This window comes from Variovorax atrisoli 110B, from assembly GCF_000382045.1.
GTDB classification, from domain to species: Bacteria; Pseudomonadota; Gammaproteobacteria; order Burkholderiales; family Burkholderiaceae_C; genus Variovorax; species Variovorax atrisoli.
This window is the reverse complement of sequence record NZ_KB907455.1, coordinates 88639-102968: the sequence shown is the minus strand read 5'-3', so window position 1 is coordinate 102968 and position 14330 is coordinate 88639. Positions and strand designations below refer to the sequence as shown.

Here is a 14330-nt window from a genome sequence, read left to right as displayed (position 1 = left end):
GGCGCGACCTCAGGCGAGGCGGGTGCCGCCCCGGGGAGACGATTCGAGCATCGCGTCGAGGTTGCGCGTGATCTTCTGCTCGATCATTTCGCTGAAGCTGCTGAACAGGAAGCCCAGCGTCGCTTCGAGCTTGAAGGTGGTGTCGGTGACCTCGACGGTGCCGTCGATGCCGGCGCGCGTGAAGGTGGCGGTGTCGCGGCCGTCGCCCTGCGTGTAGACGCATTCGAGGCCGAACTCCTGCTCGGCCTGCTGGATCCACTTGCGCGCGACGACGCGCGCGCGTGCGATGCCCAGCGTGTGGTTGCGTTCGATATGGATGTCAGGCACCGCGATCTCCGGTCTTTTCGTGTTCAGGTTTGGTCTGGGTCTGGAGGATACCCGTCGCTGCCTGCAGGGCGACGCGGCGTTCCTCGGAAGTCGGCAGCTTCGCGATGCGCCGCACCTCGGCATAGAAGCGCGGCCAGTCGCGGCCTTCGCGCTCGAAGAGTTTCTCGAAGCTGGGCACGAGGTCGTCGTACGCGCCCTGCGCGCCGAAGGCCGCGTTGTTGGCGCGTGCCACCCAGGCGTCGTAGGCGTTCTGGCGCGGGCCGGACCAGCCGGCCTTCAGCTTCGCATAGCGCTCGCGGAAGTCGGCCATGGCGGCCTGCTTCATGGCCTCCACCCTCGTCCAATCCCCGGCCTTGGCTTCGGGCGATTCGTACACCTTCGTCAGCGCGCGGCGGGTGTCGAGCGCCAGCGCGCGGAACTCCTGGCGCTGCGTGTCGAACTGCGCGTACTCGCGACGCGCCGCGTCGCCGGCCTCGCGCTGCAGCCACATCGCGCCGCCGATACGCTCGACCGCCGTGGCGTAGGACTCGTTGAAGACCGTGTCGCCCGCCACGTAGAGCACCTGGTGCGCGAGCTCGTGGAAGACGATGCGCGCGAGCTCGCCCTCGGGGTAGCCGATGAAGGTGGACAGCAGCGGATCGCCGCCGGCCCAGTTCATCCAGCCCAGCGTGGAGTACGCGGGCACCGGGTACACGGCCACTTCCAGGTCCTGCTTCTTCTGCTCCTCGGCTTCGTCCTTGGCCGCTTCCTCGCTGTAGTAGCCGCGATAGCCCACGCAGCCCGCCACCGGGAAGCACCAGCTCTTGAGCGTGAGCGAATAGTGCGGCGCCGCCACCACGTTCCACACGGCGGCGGGGCGGTGAAGGTCGGCGTACGACTTGTAGCTGGCGTTGTCGGGCAGGGCGAGTTCGGCTGATGCGAAGCGGCGGATGCGCTGCGTGAGCTCGAGCCTGGCCTTCAGCGCGGCCGACACCGACGGGTCGGCCAGCCACTCGGGCACCGGCTTGGCGGCCCGCATGATGCCGATGTGGCCGCTGGCGGACTGCCAGTAGTAGCCGAGGTCGGCGCAGCCCGTGAGCAGGAGCATCGAGCCGGCCAGCGCAAGGACCGGAAGGCCCGGAAGAAAGCGAAAGCGCCTCACACCTTCTCGACTTCGACCAGGCAGTCGTAGAAGGTCGGCCCGCGGCCGATGTCGGTCAGGCGCTGGCTGGTGAGCTCGTTGACGTTGGTGCCGTCCATGCCGAGCTTGCGCCACCAGATGCCCATGCCGTGCACCACGCCCTGGCGTGCGCGGCGCGAGATCTCGGCGCGGCAGCGGTGCTCGCCGCGCTTGTTGAACACGCGCACCGTGGCGCCGTCCTCGATGCCGCGCGCGGCGGCGTCGGCCTCGTGGATCTCCAGCAGCGGCTCGACCTCGATGGCGCGCAGGCTGGTCACGTTGACGAAGGTCGAGTTGAGGAAGTTGCGCGCCGGCGGCGAGATCATGGCCAGCGGGAACTCGGTCGAACTGCCTGCCGGCTCCCAGTTGGGTACGTGGTCGGGCAGGCCGTCCATGCCCATGGCCTGCAGGCGCTCGCTGAAGAACTCGCAGCGGCCCGAGGGCGTGGGGAAGCCGCCTTCGGCGAACGGCGCCTCGGGCAGCTTCAGGCTGCTGAAGCCCTGCGCGGTCAGCTCGGCGTAGTCGATGCTGCCTTCGGCGAAGGCGGTGCGGCACAGCGTCTCGTCCGAATCTGAGAAGCAGGGCTCGGTGAAACCCATGCGCTTCGCGAGCTCTCGGAACACCCATGCGTTGCTGCGGGCCTCGCCGCGCGGCGCGACGGCCGGGCGGTTCAGCAGCACGTCGGTGTGGCCGTAGCTGCAGTGGATGTCCCAGTGCTCCAGCTGCGTGGTGGCAGGCAAGAGGTAGTCGGCGTAGTCGGCGGTGTCGGTGCGGAACTGCTCCAGCACCACGGTGAAGAGGTCTTCGCGCGCGAAGCCCGCCGCCACCTTGGCTGACTCGGGCGCCACCGCCACCGGGTTGCTGTTGTAGACCACGATGGCCTTCACGGGGTTGGCGGTGTCGAGCAGCGCGTCGCCGATGGTGCTCATGTTGACGGTGCGCGGCTTGCGCCCGGCGAGCAGGTCGGGGCGCTGCAGCGCGGCGCGGTCCACCGGGTAGTGGCCGGAGCTGCTCAGCAGCAGGCCGCCCGCGCGGTCGCGCCAGGCACCCACCAGCGCCGGCAGGCAGGCGACGGCGCGGGCCGCGTTGCCGCCGCCGCGCACGCGCTGCATGCCGTAGTTCAGGCGGATGGCGGCCGGCTTCGTGGTGCCGTAGGCCTTGGCCAGCGAGACGATCTGCTCCTCGGGAATGCCGCAGACCTGCGCCGCGCGCGAGGGCGGCCACTGCAGCGCGCGCTCGCGCAGCCGCTCCCAGCCCAGGGTGTGATCCGCGATGTAGTCGTGGTCGAGCCAGTCGTGCACGATCAGCTCGTGCATCAGGGCCAGCGCCAGCGCGGCGTCGGTGCCCGGCAGCAGCGCGATGTGCTCGTCGCACTTGTCGGCGGTCTCGGTCTTGCGCGGGTCGATGCACACCAGCCGCGCGCCGGCGCGCTTGGCGGCCTGGGCGTGGCGCCAGAAATGCAGGTTGCTGGCGATGGAGTTGCTGCCCCAGATCAGGATCAGCTTCGCCTCGGCGAAGAACTCGATGCGCATGCCGACCTTGGCGCCCAGCGTGTGGACCATGGCCTCGCCGCCGGCCATGGAGCAGATCGTGCGGTCCAGCAGGCTGGCACCCAGCTTGTGGAAGAAGCGCCGGTCCATCGACTCGCCCTGGACCAGGCCCATGGTGCCCGCATAGCTATAGGGGACAATAGCTTCGGGTTTTCCCTGTAATACTTGAAGATTCGCGGCGATGTCGTCCAGGGCGGCATCCCAGCTCACCGGCTCGAACCGGCCGCTTCCCTTGGGGCCGACACGCTTGAGGGGCTGCACCAGCCGTTCCGCATGGTCGTTGCGCTCGATGTAGCGCGACACCTTGGTGCACAGCACCCCGCCCGTATGCGAATGGGCGGGGTTGCCCTGCAGCTTCACCGCAACGCCGTCCCTGACGGTGGTGACCAGCGCGCAGGTGTCCGGGCAGTCGTGCGGGCAGGCGCCCAGCACTGTGGTGGTTGCGGGCTGGGAGGGCGCTTCTTCGAGCGAGGTAACCGGTGCGTGGGCCATCGGACAAGTCTAATTTGTGCGCGAGTCAGAGCGCAGGAGTGGGTTTTCGTCATGTTGTTGAATCGACGTCGTTTTTCTCTGGCCGCAGGCGCGGCCGCCACGCTGGGCGGCTTCGGCCTCGCCCGGGCGCAGGACACGCCGCTGGTGCTGGGCCAGTCGGCGGCCTTCACCGGGCCGGCGGCGCAGCTGGGCATCCAGTTCCACCAGGGCGCCAAGCTGTTCCTGGACCAGTACAACGCCCAGCCCGGCCGCCGCAACGTGGTCATCAAGAACCTGGACGACGGCTACGAGCCCGACCGCTGCGCGGCCAACACGCAGAAGCTGATCGAGGAGGACGTCTTCGCGCTCTTCGGCTACATCGGCACCCCGACCAGCCTGGCCGCGCTGCCGCTGGCGGTGAAGGACAAGGTGCCCTTCGTGGCGCCCTTCACCGGCGCGATGTCGCTGCGCGAGCCCTTCCAGAAGAACGTGTTCCACCTGCGCGCCTCGTACAACGACGAGACGGCGCTGATGGTCAAGCAGCTCACCCACCTGGGCCTGAAGAAGATCGCGGTCTTCTACCAGAACGACGCCTACGGCAAGGCCGGCCTCGACGGGGTGACGCTGGCGCTCGCCGAGCAGCAGCTCAAGCCGGCCGCGCTGGCCACGGTGGAGCGCAACTCGGCCGACGTGGCGCAGGCGGTGAAGACCATCGTCGCGGCCCGGCCCGACGCGGTGGTGCAGGTGGGCGCGTACAAGGCCTGCGCGGCCTTCATCCGCGAGTCGCGCAAGGCGGGCTACGGCGGCACCTTCTTCAACATGTCCTTCGTCGGCACGCAGGCGCTGGCCGACGAGCTGGGCAAGGACGGCGCCGGCGTGATGATCACGCAGGTGGTGCCCTCGCCCTACAACCAGGCCAACGCGCTGGCCCGCGAATTCGCCGAGGCGGCGCGCAAGGCCAACGGCGCCAGCATCAACTTCTCGAGCCTGGAGGGCTACCTCGCGGCGAAGGTGCTGGTGGAGGGCCTGCGCAAGGCACCGGGCAAGCCGACGCGCGAGGGCCTGATCGCCGGGCTGGAAAGCATCGACCGCCAGCAGTTCGGCGGCTTCGAGGTGTCGTTCTCGTCCAAGAACCACGTGGGCTCGAAGTTCGTCGAGCTCTCGATGCTGACGGGCGACGGCCGCGTCAGGACCTGAGGTTCTCCCCTCGAATACCGCGGAACCGGCTTCGCCGGGCCTCAGGTATTGCCACCTTCCCCTTGAGAGGTCAGCGCAGCGACACGAAATGCGCGAAGGATGGCGGTGGGTCAGGCCGTCAAGCCATCGACGGCCTGGAACATGGCCTGGCGCGCCTGGCTCACGATCTGTCCGCGCCAGGCGTCGGTGTCCGTGTAGAAAGCCTCCAGCATGCGCGCGCGGATGCCGTCGGCCAGGTCGGCCGGCGCGCCGGGGTGCTTGTGCAGCCAGTGGTCGGCGCGCAGCGCGCCGGTCACTTCGAGGATGGGCAGCGTGCCGTATTCGAGCGCGATGCCGGTGTACTCGGCCTGCGGGCACTCCTCGTACACCGAATCCCACATCAGCCCGCGCAGCAGCGCCGAGGTCGACGAACCGTCGTAGATGGAAGTGACGGGCGCCGCCGGCGTGCCCCACCATGCATTGGCGCGCGCATAGGCGGTCTTGTCGTCGCGGCCCGCGAAGATGCGCTCGCCCAGGCCGTTCGGGCCCAGCCCGGTGTGCAGGTCGATCCACGCGATGCGCTTCGCGCGGCCCGCGTGGCGGCGCAGCACCTCGCGGACGGTCCTGTTGCTCCAGGTCGGCGCCTTGCCGCCGTAGAACAGCCCGTCTTCGAACTGATACTGCCCGCTGGTCACCGCGGCCTGGTAGGCGGTGGTGCCGTGCTTGCCGATCCACTTGTCGATGGCCGCCTGGTTCTCGGGCGTGGGCGGCCACGTGGCGGGCAGCAGCAGCTCGTGCAGCTTCGCGTAGGCCTCGTTGACCGGCACCGGCTTCGAGAAGTCGATGAAGTTGCGGTTGAGGTCGACGTTCTCGTGCGTCACGCGCCGGCCGTGCGAGAAGCCGTGCGGGTTGAGCGCATGCACGTACAGCACCGCCACGCCCTGGGCCTTCGCCTTCTCGCGCCACTCGGCGTCGTGGAGCGCGAACACCTGCACGCCGCTGCCGCAGTGGCCTTCGACGCCGTGGCAGGCACTGCTGACGACCAGCAGGTTCTGCGCATCGGGGGCGCCGTCGAGCGCCACGTCCATCGAGAGCTCCTCGCCCTCGCGCCCCTTGAGCGGGTGCGCATGCGGCTCGACCGTGAGGCCGGCGCTCACGCAGCCCTGCAGGAATTTCTGGCGCGCCTGCGAATAGCGCGGCGAAAAGGCTTCGGCGATTCCGATCATTTGGCGCGGGACCTCTCTCGATGGATCAGGCGATCAGGCGTGAATCAGGCGACGGCGGATCAGGCGGCGCTGCCGCCGGGCTTGAGGAACTGCTCCGCGATCTGCACCCAGCAGGTCGCACCCAGCGGGATCAGGTCGTCGTTGAAGTCGTAGCTGGCGTTGTGCAGCGTGCACGGGCCCTCGCCGTGGTGCACGTCGCGGTGCGAGCCGTCGCCGTTGCCGATGAAGGCGTAGGCGCCCGGCTTGGCCTGCAGCATGAAGGCGAAGTCTTCCGAGGTCATGGCGGCCTCCTGCTTCAGCACGTTCTCGGGGCCCACGACCCCGGCCATCACGCGGCGGGCGAAGTCGGCCTCGGCCTCGGTGTTGATGGTGGGCGGGTAGTAGCGCTCGAAGCGGAACTCGCAGGTGGCGTCGTGCGCGGCGCAGATGTGGTCGCAGATCTGCTTCATGCGCGCCTCGATCATGTCGAGCACCTCGATGGAGAAGGTGCGCACCGTGCCCGACAGCTCGCAGTTGTCGGGGATCACGTTGTTGGCTTCGCCGGCATGGATGGTAGTGACCGAGATCACCGCCGAATCGGTCGGCTTCATCTTGCGCGTGAGGATGGTCTGGAAGGCCTGCACGATCTCGCAGGCGATCGGCACCGGGTCGATGCCGGTCTGCGGCAGCGCCGCGTGGCCGCCCTTGCCCACCACGTTGACGAAGAACTTGTTGCCCGAGGCCATCACCGGGCCGGGGCTCACCGCGAACTGGCCAGCCTTCATGCCGGGCCAGTTGTGCATGCCGAAGACGGCATCCATCGGGAATTTCTCGAAGAGCCCTTCCTTGATCATCTCGCGGGCGCCGCCGCCGCCCTCTTCGGCCGGCTGGAAGATCAGGTAGACGGTGCCGTCGAAGTTGCGGTGCTTCGCGAGGTGCTGCGCCGCCGCGAGCAGCATGGCCGTGTGGCCGTCGTGGCCGCAGGCGTGCATCTTGCCGTGATGCTTGCTGGCGTGGGCGAAGGTGTTGAGCTCGGTGACGGGCAGTGCGTCCATGTCGGCGCGCAGGCCGACGGCGCGGTTGCTGGTGCCGTTCTTGACGATGCCCACCACGCCGGTGGTGCCCAGGCCGCGGTGGATGGGGATGCCCCATTCGGTGAGCTTGCCTGCCACCACGTCGGCGGTGCGGACTTCTTCGAAGCAGAGTTCGGGGTGTGCGTGCAGGTCACGTCGGACGGCGGCGATGCCAGCCGCCTGCGTGACGATCGAGTCGATGAGTTTCATGGGGATAGACCGTCTCAAAACGCCAGTCTATCCACTCTGGCACCGAGAGGCACCTCGGAAGACACGCAGCCCGAGTGGCTGCAGGGGCCGTTCCCCGGTTCCTCAGTGCGCGCCGGTCCAGAAGCCCACGTGCGGCGCCGCGGCTTCCTGCTCGAGCAGCGGCCCGACCACCTCGACGCGCCGCTGCCCGCGCGCGAAGACTTCGCGGCACGGAAGCGAAAAGGTCGGGTTCTCGGGATGATCGCCGGTCAGGCCCAAAAGCGCGTGCTCGGAAAGCGCGTAGACCACGCGCCCGATGTTGGTCCAGTAGATCGCGCCCGCGCACATGCAGCAGGGCTCGGCGCTGGTGAAGAGCGTGCAGCGCGCGAGCTCCTCGGGGGTGAGCAGCTTCGCGGCCTGCGCGGCGGCCACCAGCTCGGCGTGCTGCGTGGGGTCGCCCTCGGGCGGCATCGAGTTGTTGCCCGCGGTGACGACGACCTCGCCGTGCTCGTTCGCCACCAGCGCGGCGAAGGGATGGCGCCCGCGCGCCTTCGATTCGTCCGACAGGCGGATGGCCATGCGAAGCAGTTCGAGATCGCGCGGGGAGAGGTCGTCGGTGGTCATTTGCGCACGATAACCCGGTCGATCAGCGGCCGATGCTCTTGAGGTAGTCGGCGCGCGCGGCCAGCGCGGTGTCGGTGAAGTCGGTGAACACGCCGTCCACGCCGAGCTTGTAGTACACGCCGTATTCGTTCTTGCCGTCCTTGTTGTAGTCGGAGGCCAGGCGGCGCGACTCGTTGCGGAAGGTGAAGGGGTGCACGAAGAGGCCGGCCTTGTGCGCGTCGGCGATCAGCGAGGTGGGCGCCATGGAGGTGGCGTCGGCGTCGTTGATCTTGCCGTCCTTGTTGACGTCCACCGGCTTGCCGTCCGCACCGATGGTGCCCTTGATGCTCACGATGTAGCGCTTCCAGGGGCCGATGCCGTCGGCGTAGGTCTTGATCTCGGCCAGGCCCGCGGGCGTGACCATGGCGTCGAAGTTGCGCTTGTCGCCGGCCTTGGTCCAGTCGTAGGGGCGGTCGCTGGGCACGGCGAAGGTCACGGCGCCGGTCTTCAGGTCGACGCTGTCGCCGTCGATCAGCTGGATGAGCCTGGTGTTCAGGCCCTTGCTCTTCATGTACTTGAGGCTGCCCGGCTCGAAGGACTGCACGTAGATGGGCGCGGTCTTGCTGTTCCAGCCGGCCGCGTTGATGGCGGCGATGACCTTGTCCTCCATCGGCAGGCCGAGGTCGCGGAAGTAGGTCGGGTTCTTCGTTTCGGGGTAGATGGCGATGGTGCGGCCGGTTTCCTTCGACTTGGCCTTGGCGAAGTCGATGATCTCCTGGAAGGTGACGACCTTGTACTTGCCGTTGAATTCCTGCGGGCGCTCGGCGTCGGTGGAGATGGCGCCCAGGGTCTTGATCTCGGCCAGCGTGAAGTCGTTGCTGAACCAGCCGGTCTGGGTCTCGCCGTCGACCTTGATGGTCTTCTTGCGCGAGGCGAAGCGGGGGTGCTTGGCCACGTCGGTGCTGATGGCGAGGTTGGGGTCGTGGCGGGCGATGAGCGCGCCGTCCTTGGTGGAGATCAGGTCCATCTCGATCACGTCGGCGCCGAGCTCGATGGCGCGGGCATAGGCTTCGAGGGTCTCTTCCGGCAGATAGCCCGATGCACCACGATGGGCAATGACCAGCGGCGGGTTGCCGTCCAGCGTCAGCAGCTTGCTGCCGCCGCCGGAAGGTCCGGTGCTGCTGCAGGCGGCCAGTGCGAGGGCTGCGGTGGCGGTCAGGGCGATCTGAAGAGAGGTGCGCATGGTCGAGGTTCTCCGTCCGGAATGAAGAGGCGCAGGGTACCCGTTTCGCGTGACAGCTTCGACATCCGCGCACGCGCGGCGCCGACTTCCGGGAGAATGTGTTGCATGCCCCATACGCTTTCCCCCCAAAGCCTGCTGATGGCCCAGACGCTGGTGCGCATGAACACCGTCAGCGCCAACAGCAACCTCGAACTGATCGACTTCGCCCAGAGCCACCTCGCGGCCCTGGGCGTCAGGAGCCGCATCACCTACAACGCCGAACGCACCAAGGCGAACCTCTTCGCCACGCTGGGCGAGGGAAAGCCGGCCGGGGTGATCGTCTCGGGCCACACCGACACGGTGCCCTGGGACGGGCAGGACTGGAGCGTCGATCCGCTCTCGGCCGTGGTGCGCAACGAGCGCCTCTACGGGCGCGGCTCGGCCGACATGAAGAGCTTCATCGCCGTCGCGCTGTCGAACGCCAGACGCTTCCTGGAGAGCGACTCGCCCTTCGCGGTGCACTTCGCCTTCAGCTACGAGGAGGAGATCGGCTGTTTCGGCGTGAAGGAGCTCATCGCCGACATGCGCGACGCCGGCATCAAGCCCCTGGCCTGCATCGTGGGCGAACCCACCAGCATGGTGCCCGCCATCGCGCACAAGGGCGTGTACCGCTACAAGTGCTGCGTGCGCGGCAAGGAGGCGCACTCCTCGCTCACGCCGAAGTCGGTCAACGCCATCGAGATGGCTGCGCGCGTGATCGGCAAGGTGCGCGACATGGCCGAGGGCTTCGAGCGCAGCGAGCCGCGCTACGAGGGCTTCGACGTGCCCTTCAGCACCGCGAGCGTGGGCCAGTTCCACGGAGGCATCGCCGACAACGTGGTGCCGCGCGACGCCGAGTTCCGCTATGAATTCCGCGACCTTCCCACCGCCGACGCCGGGAAGATGCAGGCCGAGGTGGTCGCCTATGCGGGCAGCCTCGAGCCCGCGATGAAGAAGGTGGCGCCCGACGCGGGCTTCAGCTTCGAGACCATCTGCGAGATCCCCAGCTTCCTGGGCTCTGCCAACGACCCCATCACGCTGCTGGCCCAGCGCCTGGCGAGCGAGGAGCGCACCACGCTGGTGGCCTTCGGCACCGAAGCGGGTCTCTTCAAGAACGCCGGCATCCCCACCGTGGTGTGCGGCCCCGGCAGCATCGAGCAGGCGCACCAGCCCGACGAGTACGTGAGCCTCGAGCAGCTCGCGCGCTGCGAGCTGTTCATGGAGCGCCTGGCATCCACGCCGAGCATTGGCTGAAGCCGGCAGCAACGACGACGCATCGCGGCGCATGAAGCGCGTCGCGCTCGGCCTGCTGTGCGCTGCCGCGCTGCTCTATGCGGTAGCGAGCGTGCTGCATGCGCGGCATCCGGCCTGGGGCTACGTGGCGGCCTTCGCCGAGGCAGCGATGGTGGGTGCCATCGCCGACTGGTTCGCGGTGGTGGCACTGTTCCGCCATCCGCTGGGCCTGCCGATCCCGCACACGGCCATCATCCCGAGCAACAAGGACCGCATCGGCGCCAAGCTCGCGGGCTTCATCTGCGACAACTTCCTGAGCACCGCCCAGGTGCTCGGCAAGCTGCGGCAGTTCGACGCGGCCGGGCGCATCGCCGACTGGCTGGCCCGGCCCGCGAGCGGCGAGAAGCTCGGCGAATGGGGCGTGGCCGCAGCGCGCTACGGGCTCTCGGCCTTCGACGACGAGCGGGTGCGCGACTTCATGGGCCGCGCCGCCGCAGCCGGCCTCGCGAAGATCGACCTCTCGCGCCTGACCGGCCAGGCGCTCGACGCGCTCACCGCGGGCGGGCGCCACCAGGCGCTGCTCGACGACGTGCTGCAGCAGGTGGCCGGGCTGCTCGAAGGCGAGGAGGTGCAGGCGCACATCACCGAGGCGATCGCGCGCGAGATCAAGACGCTGCGCTACGTGGGCCTCGACCAGGTGGCCGCCAAGCTGGCCACGCGCAAGATCGTCGCGGCCGTGGCGCGCACCATCGGCGAGCTCGCGGCCGAGCCCGACCATCCGATGCGCAGGCGCTTCGACCATTTCGTCGACGACTTCGTGGTGCGCCTGAAGCTCGACCCCGAGTTCCAGCAGCGCGGCGAGCAGATCCGCGCCGAACTGGTCGCGCACCCCGCGCTGGGCGACTACCTGCACGGGCTGTGGGGCGAGCTGCTCGCGTGGCTGCACGACGACCTGGGCCGCGGCGATTCGGCCATCCGCCAGCGCATCGCATCGATGGCGGGCGCACTGGGCGCGCGGCTGCAGGGGGACGAGGCCATCCGCCGCTGGATCAACGAGCAGATCGAGGCGGCCGCGCCGCTGGCCATCGAGCGCTACCGCGAGGACATCCGCCGCTACATCGAGGAGCGCGTGGGCGAGTGGAACGCGCAGGAGATGACGGTCGAGCTCGAACGCCACATCGGGCGCGACCTGCAGTTCATCCGCATCAACGGCACGCTGGTGGGCGGGCTGGTGGGGCTGCTGATCCACACGGCGACGCAGTTCCTCCGCGGCTGAAGCTGTGCCGAGCCCCGGCAGAAGGCCGCGGGTAATCCACAGCGGACGAAAGTCCGCATCCTGTCCCCGGCGGGACTCGGCGGCCCCTGCGCGCTCCTAGACTGCTTCGCGCATCAACAAGAGGAGACGCCAACCATGCCCCGTCGACGCAGCCTCGGCGCCATCGCGCTGACCGCCACCCTCGCCCTGCTGGGCGCCTGCAGCAGCCTCGCGCCGCCAACGTCCACCAGTCCCCCCACCCGACCTGCTTCCTGGGCCGCGCCCGAGGCGCTGGTGGCGCCATCGGCCTTCGCCGGGGTGCACGGGCTGGCCATCGACGCCAAGGGCCGGCTGCTGGCGGGCTCGGTGCTCGGCAACACGATGTGGGAGGTCGACCGCAACACGGGCGCGGCAAAGGTGTTCATCGACGCGCCCGAAGGCCAGGCCGACGACATCGCCGTGGGCCCGAAGGGCGAACTCGCCTGGACCAACTACCTCATGGGCATGGTGCGCTACCGCGAGAGCGACACCGCCCCCATGCGCGTGCTGGCCAAGGACCTGCCCGGCATCAACTCGCTCGACTTCGACCGCCGCAACGGCAGGCTCTATGCCTCGCAGGTGTTCCTGGGCGACGCGCTGTGGGAGATCGACCGCGAGGGCCAGAAGCCGCCCAGGCTCATCAGGAAGGACATGGGCGGCTTCAACGGCTTCGAGGCGGGGCCCGACGGCATGCTCTACGGGCCGCTGTGGTTCAAGGGCCAGGTGGTGAAGATCGACCCGGCCAACGGCAACATGACCGTGATCGCCGACGGCTTCAAGATTCCGGCAGCCGCCAACCTCGACGGCAAGGGCAACCTCTGGGTGGTCGATGCACGCAGCGGCGAGCTTGTGCGGGTGGAGCTGGCCACCGGCCGCAAGACGGTCGCGAAGCAGCTGCGGCCCTCGCTCGACAACCTCGCCATCGCCAAGGACACGCCCGACGGGACGATCTACGTCTCCAACATGGCCAACAACGAGGTGCAGGCCTTCAACCCCGCCACCGGCGAGCTGCGCACGCTCACCAGCGGCAAGGTGGCGGCGCCGGCCGGCATGAAGATCGACGGCAACGACCTCTGGGTGGCCGACGTCTTCGGCTTCCGCCAAGTCGACGTGCGCAGCGGCGAGGTGCGCGACGTGTTCCGCATGCAGCGCGACCCGGAGCTCGACTACCCGTTCGCGGTCGGCCTGTCGCCGAAGCTCTTCGCGCTGAGTTCGTGGTTCACCGGCACGGTGCAGCTGGTCGACCGGCAGACCCTGAAGACGGTCGAGACCATCCACGGCCTGAAGGCGCCCTTCGACGCCATCCCCATGCCCGACGGCAGCGTGATCTATGCCGAGATCGCCACCGGCAGCATCACGCGCGCCAGCGGGCCGAAGTTCGCAGAAAAGTCAGTGCTCGCCAGCGGCCTGAACGGCCCGGTGCAGATGATCGTCGGCCAGGACGGCGCGCTCTACGTGACCGAGGCCGCCGGCCGGCTGCTGCGCATTCCGCTGGACGCCAGCGCCCCGCTGCGCGCGGTGGCAGAGGGCCTGGCCCTGCCCGAAGGCGTGGCTCAAACGCCCTGGGGCAGCTTCATCGTGGCCGAGAGCGCGGCGCGCCGGCTCGTGGAGATCGCACCCGACGGCAGCCGACGGACCGTCGCCGAGAACCTGCCGATCGGCCTCGCGCCCGGCCCCGGGCTGCCTCCGCCCTACGTGGTGACGGGCGTGGCGGTGGGCCGCGACGGCACCGTCTACATGGCCGCCGATCGCAACAACGCGATATATCGAATTCGCCCCGTAAGGTAGCGTAACAATAAGTGTAAATTTCAGTTTACTTTTACAAACAAACATTACAGACTGCGCGGGACGCCTTGTGGCGCCCCGTCCGCATCCCGCGAGCGGGAGTCCGCGAGGCGCTCTTTTCTTGACCTGAAAGGGACATCGCATGACTCCGCTCGTCGTAGGCCAGATCCTGTCGCCCGAGTACTCCCCGGGCATGGTGGCGCTCTCCTTCCTCATTTCCTTCGCGGGCTCGCTCGTGGCCCTGATCTGCGCCGGCAGGATGGTCGGCCCGGACGGCAGGCCCAACCTCGCGGTCGTGACCTGCGCGGCGGTCGCGCTGGGCGGCATCGGCATCTGGTCGATGCACTTCATCGGCATGCTGGCGTACCGGCTGCCGGTGGCGATCTCGTACAACATGCCGCTGACGGTGGTGTCGCTGGTGGCGGCGATCCTGATCTCGGGCATCGCGCTGTACATGGCGGGCGGGCAGCGCAAGTTCAGCAAGCCGGGCTGGCTCGCGGGCAGCCTGCTGGCGGGCATCGGCGTGTGCGTGATGCACTACATGGGCATGTTCGCGATGAACATGCGCGCCTCGATGAACTTCGACCTGGCGACGGTCGGGCTGTCGGTGCTGATCGCCGTCACGGCGGCCGGCGCCGCGCTCTGGCTGGCCTTCAACCTGCGCAAGTTCACGCACAAGGTCGCGGCCGCCGCCGTGATGGGCGTGGCGGTCTGCACCATGCACTACGTGGGCATGAGCGCGGCCAGCATGGTCTGCACCGCCGCCGCGCCGGTCGACGCGCTGGCCATCGGCGGCAGCTACATGGGCCTGACCGTGTTCGGCACGGCCGGCGCGGTGCTGATCTTCATCTACTGGGTGGTCACGGGCAGCAGCCTCGACGCGCCGGTCGCGCCCCGGCGCGCCCGCGCGGGCTGAGCGCCCGGCGGGCATCAGCCAGTCAGCGCAAGCGGGCGCCGCGCCCGCGACCTAGAGTCCGTGCAGAACGAAGAAACAAGCGATCTGC

General features: G+C 68.8%; 12 protein-coding genes. 5 read left to right on the top strand and 7 right to left on the bottom strand.

From position 1 onward, the window contains the following. Window positions 1-9: 9 nt before the first annotated feature. From G369_RS0118315 to G369_RS0118305, 3 genes are read right to left on the bottom strand one after another with little or no spacing between them, the layout of a single operon-like run. The gene (locus G369_RS0118315; protein WP_019655477.1) at window positions 10-327 is read right to left on the bottom strand and encodes a polyhydroxyalkanoic acid system family protein; all 318 of its coding nucleotides are present in this window, start codon (window positions 325-327) and stop codon (window positions 10-12) included. Then, window positions 320-1414 carry an aminopeptidase gene (locus G369_RS0118310; RefSeq protein ID WP_051127607.1) on the bottom strand — a complete coding sequence of 365 codons (1095 nt, stop codon included), beginning with the start codon at window positions 1412-1414 and terminating at the stop codon, window positions 320-322. Before G369_RS0118310 ends, G369_RS0118315 begins: the two co-directional genes overlap by 8 nt. A gap of 50 nt (window positions 1415-1464) precedes the next feature. Next, entirely contained in the window at window positions 1465-3528 is a 2064-nt protein-coding gene (locus tag G369_RS0118305; RefSeq protein ID WP_019655475.1) for a molybdopterin-containing oxidoreductase family protein, read from the bottom strand. A 51-nt stretch (window positions 3529-3579) separates the two neighbouring features. On the opposite strand from G369_RS0118305, the gene G369_RS0118300 reads away from it, so the two are divergent. Then, window positions 3580-4704 carry an ABC transporter substrate-binding protein gene (locus tag G369_RS0118300; protein ID WP_019655474.1) on the top strand — a complete coding sequence of 375 codons (1125 nt, stop codon included), beginning with the start codon at window positions 3580-3582 and terminating at the stop codon, window positions 4702-4704. A gap of 110 nt (window positions 4705-4814) precedes the next feature. Here G369_RS0118300 and G369_RS0118295 read toward each other — a convergent pair whose 3' ends face one another. The 4 genes from G369_RS0118295 to G369_RS0118280 form a co-directional block, all read right to left on the bottom strand. Next, window positions 4815-5909 (bottom strand): M14 family metallopeptidase, encoded by a 1095-nt coding sequence (locus tag G369_RS0118295; RefSeq protein WP_019655473.1) that lies wholly within the window; start codon window positions 5907-5909, stop codon window positions 4815-4817. 59 nt (window positions 5910-5968) lie between these two features. Next, entirely contained in the window at window positions 5969-7171 is a 1203-nt protein-coding gene (locus G369_RS0118290; protein WP_019655472.1) for a M20 aminoacylase family protein, read from the bottom strand. Between the two features lie 102 nt (window positions 7172-7273). Beyond that, window positions 7274-7774, bottom strand: coding sequence for a nucleoside deaminase (locus G369_RS0118285; RefSeq protein WP_019655471.1), 501 nt, complete (start codon window positions 7772-7774; stop codon window positions 7274-7276). A gap of 22 nt (window positions 7775-7796) precedes the next feature. Then, on the bottom strand, window positions 7797-8996 hold the full coding sequence (locus tag G369_RS0118280) for a glycerophosphodiester phosphodiesterase (RefSeq protein ID WP_019655470.1): 1200 nt from the start codon (window positions 8994-8996) through the stop codon (window positions 7797-7799). A 105-nt stretch (window positions 8997-9101) separates the two neighbouring features. Between G369_RS0118280 and argE the strand changes: the two genes are divergently transcribed. From argE to G369_RS0118260, 4 genes are all read left to right on the top strand, one after another. Then, the gene (gene argE / locus G369_RS0118275) at window positions 9102-10268 is read left to right on the top strand and encodes an acetylornithine deacetylase (protein ID WP_019655469.1); all 1167 of its coding nucleotides are present in this window, start codon (window positions 9102-9104) and stop codon (window positions 10266-10268) included. Next, window positions 10261-11523 (top strand): DUF445 domain-containing protein, encoded by a 1263-nt coding sequence (locus tag G369_RS0118270; protein WP_019655468.1) that lies wholly within the window; start codon window positions 10261-10263, stop codon window positions 11521-11523. Before argE ends, G369_RS0118270 begins: the two co-directional genes overlap by 8 nt. Window positions 11524-11658: 135 nt before the next feature. Continuing rightward, window positions 11659-13329 carry a hypothetical protein gene (locus G369_RS0118265; protein WP_019655467.1) on the top strand — a complete coding sequence of 557 codons (1671 nt, stop codon included), beginning with the start codon at window positions 11659-11661 and terminating at the stop codon, window positions 13327-13329. 139 nt (window positions 13330-13468) lie between these two features. After that, window positions 13469-14242: an MHYT domain-containing protein gene (locus tag G369_RS0118260; protein WP_019655466.1), complete on the top strand. Its 774-nt coding sequence runs from the start codon at window positions 13469-13471 to the stop codon at window positions 14240-14242. Window positions 14243-14330: the final 88 nt, after the last annotated feature.